A 21,399-nucleotide genomic window follows, 5' to 3' on the forward strand; every position below is an offset into this window, starting at 1 on the left:
AGTGCGGATTGCCCGTGTGAAAGTAGGTAATCGTCAGGCTCCCCAGCAGCAACAGAAACCCCACCCCACAAAGGTGGGGTTTCTGCGTTTACCGCAATCACTTATAAGTGAGAGCTAGTGGGTTTGGAACAGTCAAGCGGAGCTTGACATTGAGATGTTGTTCCCCCATAATCATCAGTTCTCTGCGGAGGGGTGCCCGAGTGGCTAAAGGGGGCAGACTGTAAATCTGTTGGCTTACGCCTACGTTGGTTCGAATCCAACCTCCTCCACCAGAATGCAAGTTGAAGCAGTAGGGAATCGATGGGCCCGTGCGGGTGTAGCTCAATGGTAGAGCAGAAGCCTTCCAAGCTTACGACGAGGGTTCGATTCCCTTCACCCGCTCCAGCACGAAGTAGCGCCCATGTGGCTCAGTGGTAGAGCACTCCCTTGGTAAGGGAGAGGTCGGCAGTTCGATCCTGCCCATGGGCACCAGCAGTAACCAGTGATTGTTTGCGCGCGGCGCAACGTACGGAAAAATCCTCTTAGGAGTCGAAAATGGCCAAAGGCAAGTTTGAGCGGACCAAGCCGCACGTGAACGTCGGCACGATCGGTCACGTTGACCACGGCAAGACCACGCTGACGGCAGCGATCACGACGGTGCTGACCAAGAAGTTTGGCGGCGAAGCAAAGGCGTATGACCAGATCGACGCGGCGCCGGAAGAAAAGGCACGTGGTATCACGATCAACACGGCGCACGTGGAATACGAAACGGCGAACCGCCACTACGCTCACGTCGACTGCCCGGGCCACGCTGACTATGTGAAGAACATGATCACGGGTGCAGCGCAGATGGACGGCGCGATCCTGGTGTGCTCGGCAGCCGACGGCCCGATGCCGCAAACGCGTGAGCACATCCTGCTGGCGCGCCAGGTCGGTGTGCCGTACATCATCGTGTTCCTGAACAAGTGCGACATGGTGGACGACGCCGAGCTGCTCGAGCTGGTGGAAATGGAAGTGCGCGAGCTTCTGTCGAAGTACGACTTCCCGGGCGACGACACGCCGATCATCAAGGGTTCGGCCAAGCTGGCGCTGGAAGGCGACACGGGTGAGCTCGGTGAAGTGGCGATCATGAACCTGGCCGACGCGCTGGATACGTACATCCCGACGCCGGAGCGTGCGGTGGATGGCGCGTTCCTGATGCCGGTGGAAGACGTGTTCTCGATCTCGGGTCGTGGCACGGTGGTGACGGGTCGCGTTGAGCGCGGCGTGGTCAAGGTCGGTGAGGAAATCGAAATTGTCGGTATCAAGCCGACGGTGAAGACGACCTGCACGGGCGTGGAAATGTTCCGCAAGCTGCTTGACCAGGGTCAGGCGGGCGACAACGTCGGTATCCTGCTGCGCGGCACGAAGCGTGAAGACGTGGAGCGTGGCCAGGTGCTGGCCAAGCCGGGTTCGATCAACCCGCACACGCACTTCACGGCTGAAGTGTACGTGCTGAGCAAGGACGAAGGCGGTCGCCATACGCCGTTCTTCAACAACTATCGCCCGCAGTTCTACTTCCGTACGACGGACGTGACGGGTTCGATCGAGTTGCCGAAGGACAAGGAAATGGTGATGCCGGGCGACAACGTGTCGATCACGGTGAAGCTGATCAACCCGATCGCGATGGAAGAAGGTCTGCGCTTCGCCATCCGTGAAGGTGGTCGTACCGTCGGCGCCGGTGTCGTTGCCAAGATCCTCGAGTAAGCCAGCTAGTTCTCGTTGATCTGTTGTTTTCGGGGTTGGCGATGCCGTCAACCCCAAAATGGTTTAGGGGTATAGCTCAACTGGCAGAGCGTCGGTCTCCAAAACCGAAGGTTGGGGGTTCGATTCCCTCTGCCCCTGCCAAATTCTCGCGCGATGTGTGGCGCACATTAAGGTGTTATGGCGAATCCTTCCGTCGAAACTGTAAATACTTCTGGCGACAGGCTGATGTTGGTCGCCGGCGTATTGCTGGTCTTGGCCGGGTTCGTGGGGTTCTTCTGGCTAAGTGGCCAGGAATGGTACATCCGCGGAGCGGCCCTGGCTGTTGGCGCTATCGCAGGTGTCGCAGTCGGTCTTGTCTCTGCCCCCGGTAAGGGTTTCATCGCCTTCGCCAAGGACTCGTACAAGGAAGTCCGCAAGGTCGTCTGGCCGACTCGTAAAGAGGCGACGCAAACGACGCTGGTGGTTTTCGGTTTTGTGCTCGTCATGGCGCTGTTTCTCTGGATGAGTGATAAATCCATTGAATGGGCGATTTTCTCGGTGATTCTGGGTTGGAAATGATATGAGCGATACGCCGGCATCCCCGAGTGGTAAACGTTGGTACGTCGTGCACGCCTACTCCGGAATGGAAAAGAGCGTGCAACGTGCGCTTCAGGAGCGCATCGATCGTGCTGGCATGCAGGACAAATTCGGTCAGATCCTGGTCCCGACCGAAGAAGTTGTTGAAGTTAAGGGCGGCCACAAGTCTGTGACCGAGCGTCGTTTCTTTCCGGGCTACGTGCTCGTCGAGATGGAAATGACCGATGAAACGTGGCACCTGGTGAAAAATACCGCGAAGGTGACCGGTTTCGTGGGTGGCGCACGTAACCGTCCGAGCCCGATTTCCCCGCGGGAAGTCGAGAAAATCATGTCGCAGATGCAGGAGGGTGTGGAGAAGCCGCGCCCGAAGACCCTGTTTGAAGTCGGCGAGATGGTTCGTGTAAAGGATGGCCCGTTCACAGATTTCAACGGCAGCGTCGAAGAAGTGAATTACGAAAAGTCGCGCGTCCGTGTTTCCGTCACGATCTTCGGGCGGGCAACGCCGGTTGAGCTTGAGTTCGGTCAAGTCGAAAAGCTGTAATCCAGATTCCGCGGACCGCGCCATTTGGCGCGGTCCGTATTTCGCGCTTACGGTCCGCGTAATGGCCGTTGAGGAGCGCAAGTAACCTGATTTCCGGCGAAAGCGCGCTACTACTCACATGAACGCTCACGCGTTCCAACGAGGTTTTCAAAATGGCAAAGAAAATCATCGGCTTTATCAAGCTGCAGATTCCTGCAGGTAAAGCCAACCCGTCGCCGCCGGTCGGTCCGGCACTGGGTCAGCGTGGTCTGAACATTATGGAGTTCTGCAAGGCGTTTAACGCGCAGACTCAAGCAATGGAACCGGGTCTGCCGATTCCGGTCGTGATTACTGCGTTCGCGGACAAGAGCTTCACGTTCGTCCTGAAGACGCCGCCGGCTACGGTTCTGATCAAGAAGGCAGCGAAGGTCGACAAGGGTTCGGCCAAGCCGCACACCGACAAGGTCGGCAAGATCACGCGTGCTCAAGCTGAAGACATCGCCAAGACCAAGATGCCGGATCTTACGGCAGCTGATCTTGACGCAGCGGTCCGCACGATCGCTGGTAGCGCCCGCTCGATGGGCATCACCGTGGAGGGCGTGTAAATGGCCAAGCTTTCGAAGCGTCTGCAAGCATTTGCAGCCAAGGTTGATCGTCAGAAGCTGTACGCAATCGACGAAGCCCTGTCGCTCGTTAAGGAATGCGCAAGCGCCAAGTTCGATGAGTCGATCGACGTCGCTGTGCAACTCGGTATCGATGCGAAGAAGTCGGACCAGGTCGTTCGCGGCTCGGTGGTTCTGCCGGCAGGCACCGGTAAGTCGGTTCGCGTCGCTGTGTTCGCGCAGGGCGAAAAGGCTGAGCAAGCTCGTGCGGCCGGCGCAGAAATCGTTGGTATGGAAGACCTGGCTGAGCAGGTCAAGGCCGGTAACCTGAACTTCGACATCGTGATCGCTTCGCCGGACACGATGCGCGTTGTCGGTACGCTCGGTCAGATCCTCGGCCCGCGTGGCCTCATGCCGAACCCGAAGGTCGGCACGGTGACGCCGGACGTGGCAACCGCCGTGAAGAACGCGAAGGCTGGTCAAGTCCAGTTCCGCGTCGACAAGGCCGGTATCATCCACGCGACGATCGGCCGTGCTTCGTTCGAGCCGACGGCTCTGCGCAGCAACCTGAACGCGCTTGTCGAGGCACTGCAAAAGGCCAAGCCGGCCACGAGCAAGGGCGTTTACCTGCGTAAGGTCGCGCTGTCGAGCACGATGGGCGTGGGTGTCCGCGTCGATCAGGCATCGCTCGCAGCACAGTAAAGAATTCTTCCGCTGCGGCGCAAGCAGCAGCGGTTTTATGGGCTTTGGGCGGTCGTGAGATGGCAGTGCGCATCGAACGGCCGGTTATCAAAGACCGTTGGCGGGATCGCAGCAGGCAGGCGTTCCCTTAATGTAGAGCCAACGCAGATGGCGAACCCGAAATAGTTTTGTAGTGGTGACGCCGGTTGTCGTCCGCTGTGGTGCGGACACCCAACTGGCTGAAATACTCCTGACACGTCGGACGCCGTTGTTGAACGCGGTACACAAGGCAACCGCCACGTGTATCGAATCTGGAGGCTAACCGTGCCACTCAACAAAGAAAGTAAGCAGGCCGTCGTCGCTGAGGTTTCCGCGCAAGTCGCGAAAGCCCAGACCGTCGTTCTGGCTGAGTATCGTGGGATTGCGGTTGGCGATCTGACCAAGCTGCGCGCGAAAGCGCGCGAGCAACAGGTGTACCTGCGCGTGTTGAAAAACACGCTGGCGCGTCGCGCTGTCGAAGGTACCCCGTTCGCTCCGCTGGCAGAGCAGATGACTGGCCCGCTGATCTACGGCATCTCGGAAGATGCGATTGCTGCTGCGAAGGTCGTCAACGACTTCGCGAAGAGCAATGACAAGTTGATCATCAAGGCTGGTTCTTTTGACGGCAACGTAATGGACAAGGCTGGCGTGCAAGCGCTCGCCAACATCCCGAGCCGCGAAGAACTGCTCTCCAAGCTGCTGTACGTTATGCAAGCACCTGTTTCTGGCTTCGCGCGCGCTCTGGCCGCGCTGGCAGAAAAGAAACAAGGCGAAGCGGCTTAACGCATTTCAGTTGGGCGTAACTGATCGCTGGCTGTATCCGAATTCAATTTAGGAGTATTTCAAATGGCAATCGCAAAAGATGACATCCTCGAAGCCGTAAGCTCGATGTCGGTTCTGGAACTGAACGAACTGGTCAAGGCGTTCGAAGAAAAGTTTGGCGTGTCGGCAGCTGCTGTTGCAGTGGCAGGCCCGGCAGGCGGCGGCGCTGGCGCTGCTGCAGCTGAAGAGCAAACCGAATTCACGGTCAACCTGACGGAAGTCGGCGCGAACAAGGTTTCGGTCATTAAGGCTGTTCGCGAACTGACGGGTCTCGGCCTGAAGGAAGCGAAGGACCTGGTCGACGGTGCACCGAAGCCTGTGAAGGAAGCGGTACCGAAGGCTGCGGCTGAAGAAGCCAAGAAGAAGCTGGAAGAAGCCGGCGCGAAGGCTGAAATCAAGTAAGTTTCAGCGCGCTGTGCGAAGGCTGGCGGTTTTCCACCGCCGGCCTTTTTGTGCTTTGTGGGGACAAAGTTTGAGCCGGAGGTTTCGGTAAGAACGCGGCCCCAGAAGCCAAAGAAAATCGCCTTTCGGTAACGTTGACCGGCGTTTTTCTTTGTCTTCTGAAGCGACTGCAGAAGGCAAGTTTGGTCGGGTAGCGGGCAACACAGGCATCCGCTGCCGTCAGCCAGCGGTTGGTAGCGGCCAACCACCAAGCTTTCAGGCTCGTTCAAGCCATCATCGGACGGCCATCGGGTCTCAGTCGGTGAACACTCGGGTTGTCTCATCAAGGTATCCTGCCTCGACAACAATGCCCGCCGTGATTCGGAGATCGTATGCAATATTCCTTCACCGAGAAGAAGCGTATTCGCAAGAGTTTTGCGAAGCGCCCCATCGTTCACCAGGTTCCTTTCCTGCTGGCTACCCAGCTTGAATCATTCAGCACGTTTCTGCAAGCTGACACGTCGTCGACGCAACGCAAACCGGAAGGTCTGCAAGCTGCGTTCACGTCGGTTTTCCCCATTGTTTCCCATAACGGTTTCGCTCGTCTGGAGTTCGTCAGCTACATGCTGTCGCCGCCGGCATTCAACATCAAGGAATGTCAGCAGCGCGGTTTGACGTACTGCTCGGCCCTGCGCGCGAAAGTGCGTCTGGTGCTGCTCGACAAGGAGTCGCCGAGCAAGCCGGTCGTCAAGGAAGTGAAGGAGCAGGAAGTGTACATGGGCGAAATTCCGCTCATGACGCCGACGGGTTCGTTCGTCATCAACGGCACGGAGCGCGTGATCGTTTCGCAGCTGCACCGTTCGCCGGGCGTGTTCTTCGAACACGACAAGGGCAAGACGCATAGCTCGGGCAAGCTACTGTTCTCGGCACGTATCATTCCTTACCGTGGCTCGTGGCTCGATTTCGAGTTCGACCCGAAGGACGTGCTGTACTTCCGCGTCGACCGTCGCCGCAAGATGCCAGTCACGATCCTGCTGAAGGCCATCGGCCTGACGCCGGAACAGATCCTCGCGAACTTCTTCGTGTTCGACAATTTCACGCTGATGCCGGAAGGCGCGCAGATGGAATTCGTGCCGGAGCGTCTGCGCGGTGAAGTCGCACGCTTCGACATTTCGGATCGTGACGGCAACGTGATTGTCCAGAAGGACAAGCGGATTAACGCCAAGCACATTCGCGACCTCGAAAACGCGAAGACGAAGTTCATTTCGGTTCCCGAAGACTATCTGCTCGGCCGCACGCTGGCGAAGAATGTTGTCGATGGCGAAACCGGTGAAGTTATCGCTAACGCGAACGACGAAATCACCGAAACCGTGCTCGAAAAGCTGCGCGAATCGAAGGTGAAGGACATCCAGACGCTCTACACGAACGATCTGGATCAAGGTCCGTACATTTCGTCGACGCTGCGCATCGACGAAACAGCCGACCGTATGGCCGCACGCATCGCGATCTACCGCATGATGCGCCCGGGCGAACCGCCGACCGAAGAAGCGGTCGAGGCACTGTTCAACCGTCTGTTCTATAGCGAAGACGCGTACGACCTGTCGAAGGTCGGCCGTATGAAGTTCAATCGCCGCGTTGGGCGCGATGAAATCATCGGACCGATGACGCTGCAGGACGACGACATCCTGGCGACGATCAAGATTCTCGTCGAGCTGCGTAACGGCAAGGGCGAAGTCGACGACATCGACCACTTGGGTAACCGTCGCGTGCGTTGCGTCGGCGAACTGGCCGAGAACCAGTTCCGCGCCGGTCTCGTGCGTGTCGAACGTGCTGTGAAGGAACGCCTCGGCCAGGCCGAAAGCGAAAACCTGATGCCGCACGACCTGATCAACTCGAAGCCGATTTCGTCGGCGATTCGCGAGTTCTTCGGTTCGTCGCAGTTGTCGCAGTTCATGGACCAGACCAACCCGCTGTCGGAAATCACCCACAAGCGCCGTGTTTCGGCTCTTGGCCCGGGCGGTCTGACGCGTGAGCGCGCTGGCTTTGAAGTCCGCGACGTGCACCCGACCCACTACGGCCGTGTGTGCCCGATCGAAACGCCGGAAGGTCCGAACATCGGCCTGATCAACTCGCTCGCACTGTATGCGCACCTGAACGAATACGGCTTCCTCGAAACGCCGTATCGCAAGGTCGTGGACAGCAAGGTGACGGATCAGATCGACTATCTGTCGGCGATCGAAGAAGGTCGTTACGTGATCGCTCAGGCGAACGCGGCTGTGGCTGAAGACGGCACGCTGACCGACGAACTGGTTTCGTCGCGTGAAGCCGGCGAAACACTGATGGTCACGCCGGACCGCATCCAGTACATGGACGTGGCGCCGTCGCAGATCGTCTCGGTGGCCGCATCGCTGATTCCGTTCCTCGAGCACGATGACGCGAACCGCGCATTGATGGGTTCGAACATGCAGCGTCAGGCTGTGCCGTGTCTGCGTCCTGAAAAGGCCGTGGTCGGTACGGGTATCGAACGCACGGTGGCAGTCGACTCGGGTACGACGGTTCAGGCATTCCGCGGTGGCGTGGTGGACTACGTCGACGCAGGCCGTATGGTGATCCGCGTGAACGACGATGAAGCCGTTGCTGGCGACGTCGGCGTGGACATCTACAACCTGATCAAGTACACGCGTTCGAACCAGAACACGAACATCAACCAGCGCCCGATCGTGAAGGTCGGCGATATCGTGTCGCGTGGTGACGTGCTGGCTGACGGCGCATCGACCGACCTCGGCGAACTGGCGCTTGGCCAGAACATGCTGGTCGCGTTCATGCCGTGGAACGGCTACAACTTCGAAGACTCGATTTTGATCTCGGAGAAAGTTGTTGCGGACGATCGCTACACGTCGATCCACATCGAAGAACTGAACGTCGTTGCTCGCGATACGAAGCTCGGACCGGAAGAAATCACGCGCGACATCTCGAACCTGGCTGAAGTGCAACTCGGTCGTCTCGATGAGTCGGGCATCGTGTACATCGGCGCGGAAGTCGAAGCCGGCGACGTGCTGGTCGGCAAGGTCACGCCGAAGGGCGAAACCCAGCTGACGCCGGAAGAAAAGCTGCTGCGCGCGATCTTCGGTGAAAAGGCTTCGGACGTGAAGGACACGTCGCTGCGCGTGCCGTCGGGCATGAGCGGCACGGTGATCGACGTTCAAGTATTCACGCGTGAAGGCATCCAGCGCGACAAGCGTGCGCAACAGATCATCGACGATGAACTGAAGCGCTATCGCCTCGACCTGAACGACCAGCTGCGTATCGTGGAAGGCGACGCGTTCCAGCGTCTCGCCCGTATGCTGACCGGCAAGGTCGCGAACGGCGGTCCGAAGAAGCTCGCGAAGGGTACGAAGATCGAACAGGCCTACCTGGAAGATCTCGACCATTACCACTGGTTCGACATCCGCCTCGCAGATGAAGAAGCAGCGGCACAGCTCGAAGCGATCAAGGACTCGATCGAACAGAAGCGTCACCAGTTCGATCTCGCGTTCGAAGAAAAGCGCAAGAAGCTCACGCAAGGCGACGAACTGCCGCCGGGCGTGCTGAAGATGGTCAAGGTGTATCTGGCTGTGAAGCGTCGTCTGCAGCCTGGCGACAAGATGGCCGGCCGTCACGGTAACAAGGGTGTGGTGTCGAAGATCGTCCCGATCGAAGACATGCCGTACATGGCCGATGGCCGTCCGGCTGACGTCGTGCTGAATCCGCTCGGCGTGCCGTCACGGATGAACGTGGGTCAGGTTCTCGAAGTGCATCTGGGTTGGGCCGCGAAGGGTCTTGGCTGGCGTATCGGCGAAATGCTGCAGCGTCAGGCGAAGATCGCTGAACTGCGCGAATTCCTGACCAAGATCTACAACGAGTCGGGCCGCGCCGAAGAGCTGGACAGCTTCACGGACGACGAAATCGTCGAACTGGCGAAGAACCTGCGCGAAGGCGTGCCGTTCGCCACGCCGGTGTTCGACGGTGCGACGGAAGAGGAAATGTCGCGCGCGCTGGATCTGGCGTTCCCGGACGATATCGCGAAGAACCTCGGCATGACGCCGTCGAAGAATCAGGTGCGTCTGTACGACGGCCGCACGGGCGAAATGTTCGAACGTACGGTGACGGTTGGCTACATGCATTACCTGAAACTGCACCATTTGGTCGACGACAAGATGCACGCACGTTCGACGGGCCCGTACTCGCTCGTCACGCAGCAGCCGCTGGGTGGTAAGGCGCAGTTCGGTGGCCAGCGTTTCGGTGAAATGGAAGTGTGGGCGCTCGAAGCGTACGGCGCATCGTACGTGCTGCAGGAAATGCTGACGGTGAAGTCGGATGACGTGACAGGCCGGACCAAGGTTTACGAGAACCTGGTCAAGGGCGATCACGTAATCGATGCTGGCATGCCGGAATCCTTCAACGTGCTGGTGAAGGAAATCCGCTCGCTCGGTATCGACATCGACCTCGACCGCAACTAATCGGACTACGGAGAGAAGGCAATGAAAGCTCTGCTCGATCTATTCAAGCAAGTCCAACAAGAAGAAGTTTTTGACGCGATCAAGATCGGTCTGGCCTCGCCAGACAAGATCCGTTCGTGGTCGTTCGGTGAAGTGAAGAAGCCGGAAACCATCAACTACCGGACGTTCAAGCCGGAACGCGATGGTCTGTTCTGCGCGAAGATTTTCGGGCCGATCAAGGACTACGAATGCCTGTGCGGCAAGTACAAGCGCCTGAAGCACCGCGGCGTGATCTGCGAGAAGTGCGGCGTTGAAGTCACGCTGGCGAAGGTGCGTCGCGAACGGATGGGCCACATCGAACTGGCCTCGCCGGTTGCGCACATCTGGTTCCTGAAGTCGCTGCCGTCGCGTCTGGGCATGGTGCTCGACATGACGCTGCGCGACATCGAACGCGTGCTGTACTTCGAAGCATACGTGGTGATCGATCCGGGCATGACGCCGCTGAAAGCGCGGCAGATCATGACCGAAGAGGATTACTACAACAAGGTCGAAGAATACGGTGACGAATTCCGTGCCGAGATGGGCGCGGAAGGCGTGCGCGAACTGCTGCGTGCGATCAACATCGACGAACAGGTCGAGATGCTCCGTACCGAACTCAAGAACACGGGTTCGGAAGCGAAGATCAAGAAGTACGCGAAGCGCCTGAAGGTGCTCGAGGCGTTCCAGCGTTCGGGCATCAAGCCTGACTGGATGGTGCTCGAAGTGCTGCCGGTGCTGCCGCCGGAACTGCGTCCGCTCGTGCCGCTCGACGGCGGCCGTTTCGCGACGTCGGACCTGAACGATCTGTATCGCCGCGTGATCAACCGTAACAACCGGTTGAAGCGTCTGCTCGAACTGAAGGCGCCTGAAATCATCGTCCGCAACGAAAAGCGGATGCTGCAGGAAGCCGTCGATTCGCTGCTCGACAACGGTCGTCGCGGCAAGGCGATGACGGGCGCGAACAAGCGTCCGCTGAAGTCGCTCGCCGACATGATCAAGGGTAAGGGCGGTCGTTTCCGTCAGAACCTGCTGGGTAAGCGCGTCGACTATTCGGGCCGTTCGGTCATCGTGGTCGGTCCGACGCTCAAGCTGCATCAGTGCGGTCTGCCGAAGCTGATGGCGCTCGAACTGTTCAAGCCGTTCATCTTCAACAAGCTGGAAGTGATGGGTGTCGCGACCACCATCAAGGCTGCGAAGAAGGAAGTCGAGAACCAGACGCCGGTGGTGTGGGACATCCTCGAAGAGGTGATCCGCGAACATCCGGTCATGCTGAACCGTGCGCCGACGCTTCACCGTCTTGGCATTCAGGCTTTCGAGCCGGTGCTGATCGAAGGTAAGGCAATCCAGCTGCACCCGCTCGTCTGCGCGGCGTTCAACGCCGACTTCGACGGTGACCAGATGGCTGTTCACGTTCCGCTGTCGCTCGAAGCGCAGATGGAAGCGCGCACGCTGATGCTGGCGTCGAACAACGTCCTGTTCCCGGCCAACGGCGATCCGTCGATCGTGCCGTCGCAGGATATCGTGCTCGGCCTGTACTACGCGACGCGTGAAGCGGTGAATGCCAAGGGCGAAGGCCTGACGTTCACCGGCGTGTCGGAAGCGCTGCGTGCGTACGAGAACAAGGAAGTCGAGCTGGCCTCGCGCGTCAACGTGCGGATCACGGAAATGGTCCACAACGAAGACACGTCGGAAGGCGCGCCGAAGTTCGTGCCGAAGGTCACGCTGTATGCGACGACCGTCGGCCGTTCGATCCTGTCGGAAATCCTTCCGCCGGGCCTGCCGTTCTCGGTGCTGAACAAGCCGCTGAAGAAGAAAGAAATCTCGCGCCTCATCAACACCGCATTCCGCAAGTGCGGTCTGCGCGAAACGGTGATTTTCGCCGACCAGTTGATGCAGTCGGGTTTCCGCCTGGCAACGCGCGCTGGTATCTCGATCTGCGTCGACGACATGCTCGTGCCGCCGCAGAAGGAAACCATCGTCGGCGACGCCGCGAAGAAGGTGAAGGAATACGACCGTCAGTACATGTCGGGTCTCGTCACCGCGCAGGAACGCTACAACAACGTGGTCGACATCTGGTCGGCAACGTCGGAAGCGGTCGGCAAGGCGATGATGGAACAGCTGTCGACGGAACCGGTGACGGATCGCGACGGTAACCAGACGCGCCAGGAATCGTTCAACTCGATCTACATGATGGCCGACTCGGGCGCTCGCGGTTCCGCGGTGCAGATTCGTCAGCTGGCCGGTATGCGTGGCCTGATGGCGAAGCCGGACGGCTCGATCATCGAGACGCCGATTACGGCGAACTTCCGCGAAGGCCTGAACGTGTTGCAGTACTTCATCTCGACCCACGGTGCACGTAAGGGTCTGGCTGATACGGCATTGAAGACGGCGAACTCGGGTTACCTGACGCGTCGTCTCGTCGACGTGACGCAGGATCTCGTCGTGGTCGAAGACGATTGCGGTACGTCGAACGGCGTGGCAATGAAGGCGCTGGTTGAAGGCGGTGAAGTCGTCGAGGCACTGCGTGACCGTATTCTGGGTCGCGTTGCGGTGGCGGACGTCGTCAATCCGGAAACGCAGGAAACGCTGTACGAATCGGGCACGCTGCTCGACGAAGATTCAGTGGAAGAAATCGAACGCCTCGGCATCGATGAAGTGCGCGTGCGCACGCCGCTGACCTGCGAAACGCGTTACGGCCTGTGCGCAGCCTGCTACGGCCGCGACCTGGGTCGTGGCTCGTCGGTCAACGTCGGTGAGGCGGTCGGTGTGATCGCTGCCCAGTCGATCGGTGAACCGGGCACGCAGCTGACGATGCGTACGTTCCACATCGGTGGTGCGGCGTCGCGTGCGGCAGTGGCTTCGTCGGTTGAAGCCAAGTCGAACGGTACGGTGCGTTTCACGGCGACGATGCGTTACGTCACCAACGCGAAGGGCGAGCAGATCGTCATCTCGCGTTCGGGCGAAGCGATGATCACTGACGACCACGGTCGTGAGCGTGAACGTCACAAGGTGCCGTACGGCGCCACGCTATTGCAGCTCGACGGCGCGCAGATCAAGGCAGGCACGCAGCTGGCCACGTGGGATCCGCTGACGCGTCCGATCATCACCGAGTGGGGCGGTACGGTGAAGTTCGAAAACGTCGAGGAAGGCGTGACGGTCGCGAAGCAGATCGACGATGTGACCGGTCTGTCGACCCTGGTCGTAATCGACGTGAAGCGTCGCGGTTCGCAGGCTTCCAAGAGCGTGCGTCCGCAGGTGAAACTGCTCGACGCAAGCGGCGAGGAAGTGAAGATCCCGAACACCGAGCATTCGGTGCAGATCGGCTTCCAGGTCGGCGCGCTGATTACGGTGAAGGACGGTCAGCAGGTGCAGGTCGGTGAAGTGCTCGCACGGATCCCGGTTGAATCGCAAAAGACTCGCGACATTACCGGTGGTCTGCCGCGTGTGGCCGAACTGTTCGAAGCGCGCTCGCCGAAGGACGCCGGCATTCTGGCGGAAGTCACCGGCACGACATCGTTTGGTAAGGACACGAAGGGCAAGCAACGTCTCGTTATCACGGACCTCGAGGGTAACCAGCACGAGTTCCTGATCGCGAAGGAAAAGCAGGTTCTGGTGCACGATGGTCAGGTCGTCAACAAGGGCGAAATGATTGTCGACGGGCCGGCGGATCCGCACGACATTCTGCGTCTGCAGGGTATCGAGGCGCTGTCGCGTTATATCGTGGACGAAGTGCAGGACGTGTACCGTCTGCAGGGCGTGAAGATCAACGACAAGCACATTGAAGTGATTGTTCGTCAGATGCTGCGTCGCGTGCAGATTTCGGACAACGGCGATACGCGTTTCATCCCGGGCGAACAGGTCGAGCGGTCGGACATGCTCGACGAAAACGACCGGATGATCGCGGAAGACAAGCGTCCGGCAACGTACGAAAACGTGCTGCTCGGTATCACGAAGGCGTCGCTGTCGACCGATTCGTTCATCTCCGCGGCGTCGTTCCAGGAAACGACTCGCGTGCTGACCGAAGCGGCGATCATGGGCAAGCGCGACGATCTGCGTGGCCTGAAGGAAAACGTGATCGTCGGCCGTCTGATTCCGGCCGGTACGGGTCTCGCGTTCCACAAGGCACGCAAGAGCAAGGAACTGTCCGACCGCGAGCGTTTCGACCAGATCGCAGCGGAAGAGTCGTTCGAATTCGGTACCCCGGAAACCCCGGCAGCCGAACAGCAGCACTCGGGCGAGTAAGTTCAGGGCGGCGCAAGCCGCCCGGCTTATCAGCCAGCGAAGCCGCTCAGTTTCGACTGAGCGGCTTTTTTTTGTGTTTCTTTTGGGCCGCCCTTTATCATTTTCCTGGCTGAATGGCTAACGTTGGCGGAAGACGCGGGCGAGAGTCGAATGCGTTGGTAAAATTCGTACGCCCGGCATCGCGCTGTCTCCTTCTTGTCTCTGCCCTTTGTCTCTGCCCTATTAAATGTCCCGTTCGCTCGAAATTCTTAACGAAGTTTTTGGTTACCCCGCGTTTCGCGGGCAACAGGGCGAGATCGTCGAACATGTCGCTGCCGGCGGCGATTCACTGGTGTTGATGCCGACGGGCGGCGGCAAGTCGCTGTGTTACCAGATTCCTTCACTGGTTCGCCGCGAGGCGGGTTTCGGCGCGGGCATCGTTGTGTCGCCCTTGATAGCGCTGATGCAGGATCAGGTTGCTGCGTTGAAGGAGGTCGGCGTTCGCGCGGCGTACCTGAATTCCACGCTGTCCGGCGCCGAGGCGTCCGCCACCGAACGTGCCCTGCGCGACGGGGAGATCGACCTTCTGTATGTCGCTCCAGAGCGCCTGATGACGCCCCGCTTTCTGGAGCTGCTCGAGCGTTCGCGCATCGGCCTGTTCGCGATCGACGAGGCGCACTGCGTATCGCAATGGGGCCACGACTTCCGGCCTGAATATATCCAGCTGTCCGTACTGCACGAGCGCTTTCCGACGGTGCCGCGTATCGCGCTCACCGCTACCGCGGATGCAATCACGCGCGACGAAATCGTCCACAACCTTGCGCTCGACGACGCGCGCATTTTCGTATCGAGTTTCGACCGGCCGAACATCCGCTACCGCATCGCCGAAAAGGACAATGCGCGCGCGCAGTTGCTGGATTTCATCCGAGCCGAACATTCAAGAACTGACGGGACCACGGACGCAGGCGTCGTGTATTGCCTGTCGCGTCGAAAAGTGGAAGAAACGGCGGAGTGGCTCAAAAGGCAGGGCGTACGTGCATTGCCGTATCACGCCGGGATGGAGTTCGAGATCCGCCAGAAACATCAGGAGATGTTCCAGCGCGAAGAGGGCGTAGTCATGTGCGCGACCATCGCGTTCGGCATGGGCATCGACAAGCCGGATGTGCGTTTTGTCGCGCACATGGATCTGCCGAAAAGCGTCGAAGGCTACTACCAGGAAACCGGTCGCGCCGGCCGCGACGGTATGCCGGCCAACGCGTGGATGGCATATGGCCTCGGCGACGTCGTGCAGCAACGCAAGATGATCGACGAATCCGACGCTGACGAGGCCCACAAGCGCGTGCAGACAGGGAAGCTCGACGCGCTGCTGGGTCTGTGCGAGACGGCGTCCTGTCGACGCGTGCGCCTGCTCGCGTACTTTGGCGAGTCGAGTCAGCCGTGCGGCAACTGCGACACCTGCATCGACCCGCCGGCGTCCTGGGACGCGACGCGCGAGGCCCAAATGGCGCTGTCTTGCGTATTCCGGGCGCAGAGGGCGAGCGGGTTTCACTTCGGCGCAGGCCATCTGATCGACATCCTTCGCGGCAATCGCAGCGAAAAAATCCTGCAGCGCGGCCACGAGCAGTTGAGCACCTTCGGAATTGGTGCGGCGCTGTCGGAGCCGGAATGGCGGGCGATTTTCCGTCAACTCGTCGCGTTTGGCTTTCTGACCGTGGACCATCAAGGCTATGGCTCTCTCGTACTGACTGAGGCGAGCAAAGCCGTGCTGAAGGGGGAGCAGCAGGTCACGCTGCGTCGTTACGTGAAACCGACGCGCACGCGTCAGTCGTCGGGGCGAACGAGCGAGCGCGCCGATCCGACGCTGGGCATGGGTCCGCGCGAGCGCGCGCGCTGGGAGCGTCTGCGCGCCTGGCGCACCGAGACGGCAAAGAGCGATGGCGTGCCGGCCTACGTCATCTTCCACGACGCCACACTGGCGGAAATTGCCCGGAGTAGCCCGGACACGATCGAGGATCTGCGACATATCCCGGGAATGGGCGTCCGCAAACTCGACAGGTTCGGCGACGAACTGCTCGAGGTGGTCGCAGCGGACTGATGGCTTCGTCCGCAAACCGGTGGCGAACCCCGCAAGCTGTTGACTCCCTTAGCATTTTCGGAATATTATGCTAGGTTCCGGTTCTTGGAATGCCTGTGCGCGAAAGTTAGTTCGCGTCATGCGTGAAGGGATCGGAGTTCGATTCGCAAACGTTTCTGCTTTGCCCGGGAATGAATGCGTCGATTTTGTTCAATTTCAGGAATAAACAATGCCAACCATCAATCAACTGGTTCGCAAAGGCCGCGCTTCGGAAACTGTGAAGAGCAAGAGCCCGGCCTTGCAGGACTGCCCCCAGCGTCGCGGCGTGTGCACCCGTGTGTACACCACGACGCCGAAGAAGCCGAACTCGGCACTTCGTAAGGTCGCCAAGGTGCGCCTGACGAACGGCTTCGAAGTCATTTCATACATCGGTGGTGAAGGCCACAACCTGCAGGAACACTCGGTCGTGCTGATTCGCGGCGGTCGTGTCAAGGACTTGCCGGGTGTGCGTTACCACATGGTTCGCGGCTCGCTGGATACTCAGGGCGTCAAGGATCGTAAGCAGGCTCGCTCGAAGTACGGCGCGAAGCGTGCAAAAGCTGGCAAGTAATTAGCCGGTCAAGTGGTTTCAGGTCGCCTGAAAGGGCGGTAATAGCGGTGGTGCCGGATTCGCCGGTGCTGTCGAGTAAGTGGTCACCCGACCAGGCTGGTAAGTCGTTAGAGATGAATCGGGTTAGTTGGTGGCCGCGGGGCTCAGCAGAGCTCCAACTGAAAAAGTAAAGGAAGAAACATGCCGCGTCGTCGCGAAGTCCCCAAGCGGGAAGTGTTGCCGGATCCGAAGTTCGGTAACGTAGATGTAGCCAAGTTCATGAACGTGCTGATGCTGTCCGGCAAGAAGTCGGTTGCTGAGCGCATCGTGTACGGCGCTTTTGAACAGATCCAGACCAAGGGTGGCAAGGACCCGCTGGAAGTGTTCACGGTAGCGCTCAACAACGTGAAGCCGGTGGTCGAAGTGAAGAGCCGTCGCGTTGGTGGTGCGAACTATCAGGTTCCGGTCGAAGTGCGTCCGTCGCGTCGTATGGCATTGGCGATGCGTTGGCTGCGTGAGGCTGCGAAAAAGCGTAGCGAGAAGTCGATGGCCCTGCGTCTGGCAGGTGAACTCTCCGAAGCGGCTGAAGGCCGTGGCGGCGCGATGAAGAAGCGCGACGAAGTTCACCGGATGGCAGAAGCCAACAAGGCGTTCTCGCATTTCCGTTTCTAAGCATCCCTACCCCGGGCTAGCAGGAAAAGCGGAAAGAAATTCCGGGCGGGTGCGCTTACAAGGCGCCTCGCCCGTTTGTGTTACAGCGTGATGGGTATTTTCTCGCATCGCGTTATCCCAATAGAGGATCAAAGTGGCTCGCAAGACACCTATCGAGCGCTACCGCAACATCGGTATTAGCGCTCACATCGACGCCGGCAAAACGACGACGACCGAGCGCATCCTGTTCTACACCGGCGTGAACCACAAGATTGGTGAAGTGCACGACGGCGCAGCAACCATGGACTGGATGGAGCAGGAGCAGGAACGCGGCATCACGATTACGTCGGCTGCTACGACCGCTTTCTGGAAGGGCATGGCTGGCGATCGCGCCGAGCACCGTATCAACATCATCGACACCCCGGGCCACGTTGACTTCACGATCGAAGTTGAACGCTCGATGCGCGTGCTCGACGGCGCATGCATGGTTTACTGCGCTGTGGGCGGCGTGCAGCCGCAGTCGGAAACGGTGTGGCGTCAGGCAAACAAGTACAAGGTTCCCCGCCTCGCGTTCATCAACAAGATGGATCGTACCGGCGCGAACTTCTTCAAGGTCTACGACCAGCTCAAGCTGCGTCTGAAGGCGAACCCGGTTCCGGTCGTGGTGCCTATCGGCGCTGAAGAAACGTTCACGGGCGTCGTCGATCTGCTGAAGATGAAAGCGATCATTTGGGACGAAGCGTCGCAAGGCACGAAGTTCTCGTACGAAGAAATCCCGGCTGAACTCGTCGACACGTGCAACGAATGGCGCGAGAAGATGGTCGAAGCTGCGGCCGAGTCGAACGAAGAAATGATGAACAAGTACCTCGAGTCGGGCGAACTGACGGAAGAGGAAATCGTCAAGGGTCTGCGCGACCGTACGATCGCGTGCGAAATCCAGCCGATGCTGTGCGGTACCGCGTTCAAGAACAAGGGCGTGCAACGGATGCTGGACGCCGTGCTCGACTTCCTGCCGTCGCCGATCGACATTCCGCCGGTTACGGGTGAACTCGAAAACGGTGAAAAAGCTGAGCGCCGCGCAGCTGACGACGAGAAGTTCTCGTCGCTCGCATTCAAGATCATGACCGACCCGTTTGTCGGCCAGCTGATCTTCTTCCGTGTGTACTCGGGTACAACGAAGTCGGGCGATACGCTGCTGAACGCGACCAAGGACAAGAAGGAGCGTCTGGGTCGTATTCTGCTGATGCACGCAAATCAGCGCGAAGAAATCAAGGAAGTGCACGCCGGCGACATCGCTGCTGCAGTTGGCCTGAAAGACGCGACTACGGGCGATACGCTGTGCGATCCGCAACATCCGATCGTGCTCGAACGCATGATTTTCCCGGAGCCGGTGATTTCGCAGGCTGTTGAGCCGAAGACGAAGCCTGACCAGGAAAAGATGGGTCTGGCGCTGAACCGTCTGGCTCAGGAAGATCCGTCGTTCCGCGTGCAGACGGACGAAGAATCGGGTCAAACGATTATTTCGGGTATGGGCGAGCTCCACCTCGAAATTCTGGTTGACCGGATGAAGCGTGAATTCGGCGTCGAAGCTACGGTCGGCAAGCCGCAGGTGGCATATCGCGAAACGATTCGCGGCAAGGCAGAAGACGTCGACGGCAAGTTCGTCAAGCAGTCGGGTGGTCGCGGCCAGTACGGTCACGCGGTCATCACGCTCGAACCGAACGAGCAAGGCAAGGGCTACGAGTTCCTCGACGAGATCAAGGGCGGTGTGATTCCGCGTGAATACATCCCGGCAGTCGACAAGGGTATCCAGGAAACGCTGAAGGCTGGCGTGCTGGCAGGCTTCCCGGTCGTTGACGTGAAGGTTCACCTGACGTTCGGTTCGTACCACGACGTTGACTCGAACGAAAACGCGTTCCGCATGGCCGGTTCGATGGCGTTCAAGGAAGCGATGCGTAAGGCAAACCCGGTCATCCTCGAACCGATGATGGCTGTGGAAGTCGAAACGCCGGAAGACTACATGGGCAACGTGATGGGCGACCTGTCGGGCCGTCGCGGTATCGTTCAGGGCATGGAAGACATGATCGGCGGCGGCAAGATCGTTCGCGCGGAAGTGCCGCTGTCGGAAATGTTCGGCTACTCGACGTCGCTGCGTTCGCTGACCCAGGGTCGTGCGACGTATACGATGGAGTTCAAGCACTATTCCGAAGCACCGCGCAACGTGTCGGAAGCGATCATCAACGCGAAGTCGAAGTAATCGCGCGGCAAGTCATTCAACGATTAACTTTTTGAAAGAAGAGAAACATGGCTAAAGGTAAATTCGAACGGACCAAGCCGCACGTGAACGTCGGCACGATCGGTCACGTTGACCACGGCAAGACCACGCTGACGGCAGCGATCACGACGGTGCTGACCAAGAAGTTTGGCGGCGAAGCAAAGGCGTATGACCAGATCGACGCGGCGCCGGAAGAAAAGGCACGTGGTATCACGATCAACACGGCGCACGTGGAATACGAAACGGCGAACCGCCACTACGCTCACGTCGACTGCCCGGGCCACGCTGACTATGTGAAGAACATGATCACGGGTGCAGCGCAGATGGACGGCGCGATCCTGGTGTGCTCGGCAGCCGACGGCCCGATGCCGCAAACGCGTGAGCACATCCTGCTGGCGCGCCAGGTCGGTGTGCCGTACATCATCGTGTTCCTGAACAAGTGCGACATGGTGGACGACGCCGAGCTGCTCGAGCTGGTGGAAATGGAAGTGCGCGAGCTTCTGTCGAAGTACGACTTCCCGGGCGACGACACGCCGATCATCAAGGGTTCGGCCAAGCTGGCGCTGGAAGGCGACACGGGTGAGCTCGGTGAAGTGGCGATCATGAACCTGGCCGACGCGCTGGATACGTACATCCCGACGCCGGAGCGTGCGGTGGATGGCGCGTTCCTGATGCCGGTGGAAGACGTGTTCTCGATCTCGGGTCGTGGCACGGTGGTGACGGGTCGCGTTGAGCGCGGCGTGGTCAAGGTCGGTGAGGAAATCGAAATTGTCGGTATCAAGCCGACGGTGAAGACGACCTGCACGGGCGTGGAAATGTTCCGCAAGCTGCTTGACCAGGGTCAGGCGGGCGACAACGTCGGTATCCTGCTGCGCGGCACGAAGCGTGAAGACGTGGAGCGTGGCCAGGTGCTGGCCAAGCCGGGTTCGATCAACCCGCACACGCACTTCACGGCTGAAGTGTACGTGCTGAGCAAGGACGAAGGCGGTCGCCATACGCCGTTCTTCAACAACTATCGCCCGCAGTTCTACTTCCGTACGACGGACGTGACGGGTTCGATCGAGTTGCCGAAGGACAAGGAAATGGTGATGCCGGGCGACAACGTGTCGATCACGGTGAAGCTGATCAACCCGATCGCGATGGAAGAAGGTCTGCGCTTCGCCATCCGTGAAGGTGGTCGTACCGTCGGCGCCGGTGTCGTTGCCAAGATCCTCGAGTAAAATCGAAGGTTTGCAGTTGTAATAAATGTGGTGCCCGGAGCCGGGCACCCGCCCGCGGCGGGCGTCCGGCTCTACGTTCTTTTATTGTCTGGCGGCGCAATGCTGCCTCGCTCTTTCCAAGGAATCGTCATGCAGAACCAGAAAATCCGCATTCGCCTGAAGGCTTTCGACTACCGTCTGATCGATCAATCGGCAGCCGAAATCGTTGACACGGCCAAGCGGACTGGCGCTATCGTCCGTGGTCCGGTGCCCCTGCCGACCCGTATCCAGCGTTTCGACATCCTGCGTTCGCCGCACGTCAACAAGACGTCGCGCGACCAGCTCGAAATCCGTACTCACCAACGCCTGATGGACATCGTCGACCCGACGGACAAGACTGTCGACGCGCTGATGAAGCTCGACCTGCCGGCTGGCGTGGACGTGGAGATCAAGCTGCAATAAGGCTTTCAGGCGGCGCCCGCCACAGCGGGCGACGCTAAGTCATTGATTGCTTGCGGAAAACGAAA

At 59.4% G+C, this 21,399-nt stretch carries 15 protein-coding genes and 4 tRNA genes; all 19 read left to right on the forward strand.

Going from position 1 to position 21,399, the window contains the following annotated elements:
* Positions 1-186: 186 nt before the first annotated feature.
* Positions 187-272: transfer RNA gene (locus P3T16_RS32655), tRNA-Tyr, on the forward strand.
* A 38-nt stretch (positions 273-310) separates the two neighbouring features.
* Positions 311-384, forward strand: a tRNA-Gly gene (locus tag P3T16_RS32660).
* 12 nt (positions 385-396) lie between these two features.
* Positions 397-471 (forward strand) — tRNA-Thr (locus P3T16_RS32665).
* Between the two features lie 63 nt (positions 472-534).
* Complete coding sequence (gene tuf / locus P3T16_RS32670; protein WP_063497539.1) at positions 535-1,725, forward strand: elongation factor Tu; 1,191 nt, start codon at positions 535-537, stop codon at positions 1,723-1,725.
* Between the two features lie 65 nt (positions 1,726-1,790).
* Positions 1,791-1,866 (forward strand) — tRNA-Trp (locus P3T16_RS32675).
* A 36-nt stretch (positions 1,867-1,902) separates the two neighbouring features.
* A complete protein-coding gene (gene secE / locus P3T16_RS32680) occupies positions 1,903-2,283 on the forward strand; it encodes a preprotein translocase subunit SecE (protein WP_429260281.1) in 381 nt (126 codons plus the stop codon).
* 1 nt (position 2,284) lies between these two features.
* Positions 2,285-2,842 carry a transcription termination/antitermination protein NusG gene (gene nusG, locus P3T16_RS32685; protein WP_027797944.1) on the forward strand — a complete coding sequence of 186 codons (558 nt, stop codon included), beginning with the start codon at positions 2,285-2,287 and terminating at the stop codon, positions 2,840-2,842.
* A gap of 152 nt (positions 2,843-2,994) precedes the next feature.
* Positions 2,995-3,426, forward strand: a complete 432-nt coding sequence (gene rplK, locus P3T16_RS32690; RefSeq protein ID WP_429345376.1) for a 50S ribosomal protein L11 — start codon at positions 2,995-2,997, stop codon at positions 3,424-3,426.
* Entirely contained in the window at positions 3,427-4,125 is a 699-nt protein-coding gene (gene rplA / locus P3T16_RS32695) for a 50S ribosomal protein L1 (protein ID WP_429260282.1), read from the forward strand.
* A gap of 303 nt (positions 4,126-4,428) precedes the next feature.
* The gene (gene rplJ, locus P3T16_RS32700) at positions 4,429-4,926 is read left to right on the forward strand and encodes a 50S ribosomal protein L10 (protein ID WP_429260283.1); all 498 of its coding nucleotides are present in this window, start codon (positions 4,429-4,431) and stop codon (positions 4,924-4,926) included.
* 63 nt (positions 4,927-4,989) lie between these two features.
* Positions 4,990-5,367, forward strand: coding sequence for a 50S ribosomal protein L7/L12 (gene rplL / locus P3T16_RS32705; protein ID WP_429260284.1), 378 nt, complete (start codon positions 4,990-4,992; stop codon positions 5,365-5,367).
* A gap of 371 nt (positions 5,368-5,738) precedes the next feature.
* Entirely contained in the window at positions 5,739-9,845 is a 4,107-nt protein-coding gene (gene rpoB / locus P3T16_RS32710) for a DNA-directed RNA polymerase subunit beta (RefSeq protein ID WP_429260285.1), read from the forward strand.
* A 21-nt stretch (positions 9,846-9,866) separates the two neighbouring features.
* On the forward strand, positions 9,867-14,105 hold the full coding sequence (rpoC, locus tag P3T16_RS32715) for a DNA-directed RNA polymerase subunit beta' (RefSeq protein ID WP_429260286.1): 4,239 nt from the start codon (positions 9,867-9,869) through the stop codon (positions 14,103-14,105).
* Positions 14,106-14,331: 226 nt separating this feature from the next.
* Positions 14,332-16,179: a DNA helicase RecQ gene (gene recQ / locus P3T16_RS32720; protein ID WP_429345377.1), complete on the forward strand. Its 1,848-nt coding sequence runs from the start codon at positions 14,332-14,334 to the stop codon at positions 16,177-16,179.
* Positions 16,180-16,387: 208 nt separating this feature from the next.
* On the forward strand, positions 16,388-16,768 hold the full coding sequence (gene rpsL / locus P3T16_RS32725; protein WP_035935550.1) for a 30S ribosomal protein S12: 381 nt from the start codon (positions 16,388-16,390) through the stop codon (positions 16,766-16,768).
* 180 nt (positions 16,769-16,948) lie between these two features.
* A complete protein-coding gene (rpsG, locus tag P3T16_RS32730; RefSeq protein WP_006053291.1) occupies positions 16,949-17,419 on the forward strand; it encodes a 30S ribosomal protein S7 in 471 nt (156 codons plus the stop codon).
* Positions 17,420-17,552: 133 nt separating this feature from the next.
* Positions 17,553-19,655, forward strand: a complete 2,103-nt coding sequence (gene fusA, locus P3T16_RS32735; protein WP_429345378.1) for an elongation factor G — start codon at positions 17,553-17,555, stop codon at positions 19,653-19,655.
* 47 nt (positions 19,656-19,702) lie between these two features.
* Positions 19,703-20,893 carry an elongation factor Tu gene (gene tuf, locus P3T16_RS32740; RefSeq protein WP_063497539.1) on the forward strand — a complete coding sequence of 397 codons (1,191 nt, stop codon included), beginning with the start codon at positions 19,703-19,705 and terminating at the stop codon, positions 20,891-20,893.
* 129 nt (positions 20,894-21,022) lie between these two features.
* The gene (gene rpsJ, locus P3T16_RS32745) at positions 21,023-21,334 is read left to right on the forward strand and encodes a 30S ribosomal protein S10 (RefSeq protein ID WP_006998489.1); all 312 of its coding nucleotides are present in this window, start codon (positions 21,023-21,025) and stop codon (positions 21,332-21,334) included.
* Positions 21,335-21,399 lie beyond the last annotated feature (65 nt).

The sequence above is a fragment of the Paraburkholderia sp. GAS42 genome, from assembly GCF_050436565.1.
Classification (GTDB): Bacteria; Pseudomonadota; Gammaproteobacteria; order Burkholderiales; family Burkholderiaceae; genus Paraburkholderia.

Excerpts from the sequence above, each read along its gene's own strand:
- tuf (WP_063497539.1), top strand. The coding sequence starts at position 535 with ATGGCCAAAGGCAAGTTTGAGCGGACCAAGCCGCACGTGAACGTCGGC.
- rpsG (WP_006053291.1), top strand. The coding sequence starts at position 16,949 with ATGCCGCGTCGTCGCGAAGTCCCCAAGCGGGAAGTGTTGCCGGATCCG.
- rpoB (WP_429260285.1), top strand. The coding sequence starts at position 5,739 with ATGCAATATTCCTTCACCGAGAAGAAGCGTATTCGCAAGAGTTTTGCG.
- recQ (WP_429345377.1), top strand. The coding sequence starts at position 14,332 with ATGTCCCGTTCGCTCGAAATTCTTAACGAAGTTTTTGGTTACCCCGCG.
- nusG (WP_027797944.1), top strand. The coding sequence starts at position 2,285 with ATGAGCGATACGCCGGCATCCCCGAGTGGTAAACGTTGGTACGTCGTG.
- rpoC (WP_429260286.1), top strand. The coding sequence starts at position 9,867 with ATGAAAGCTCTGCTCGATCTATTCAAGCAAGTCCAACAAGAAGAAGTT.
- rplA (WP_429260282.1), top strand. The coding sequence starts at position 3,427 with ATGGCCAAGCTTTCGAAGCGTCTGCAAGCATTTGCAGCCAAGGTTGAT.
- rpsL (WP_035935550.1), top strand. The coding sequence starts at position 16,388 with ATGCCAACCATCAATCAACTGGTTCGCAAAGGCCGCGCTTCGGAAACT.
- rpsJ (WP_006998489.1), top strand. The coding sequence starts at position 21,023 with ATGCAGAACCAGAAAATCCGCATTCGCCTGAAGGCTTTCGACTACCGT.
- rplK (WP_429345376.1), top strand. The coding sequence starts at position 2,995 with ATGGCAAAGAAAATCATCGGCTTTATCAAGCTGCAGATTCCTGCAGGT.
- secE (WP_429260281.1), top strand. The coding sequence starts at position 1,903 with ATGGCGAATCCTTCCGTCGAAACTGTAAATACTTCTGGCGACAGGCTG.
- tuf (WP_063497539.1), top strand. The coding sequence starts at position 19,703 with ATGGCTAAAGGTAAATTCGAACGGACCAAGCCGCACGTGAACGTCGGC.
- rplL (WP_429260284.1), top strand. The coding sequence starts at position 4,990 with ATGGCAATCGCAAAAGATGACATCCTCGAAGCCGTAAGCTCGATGTCG.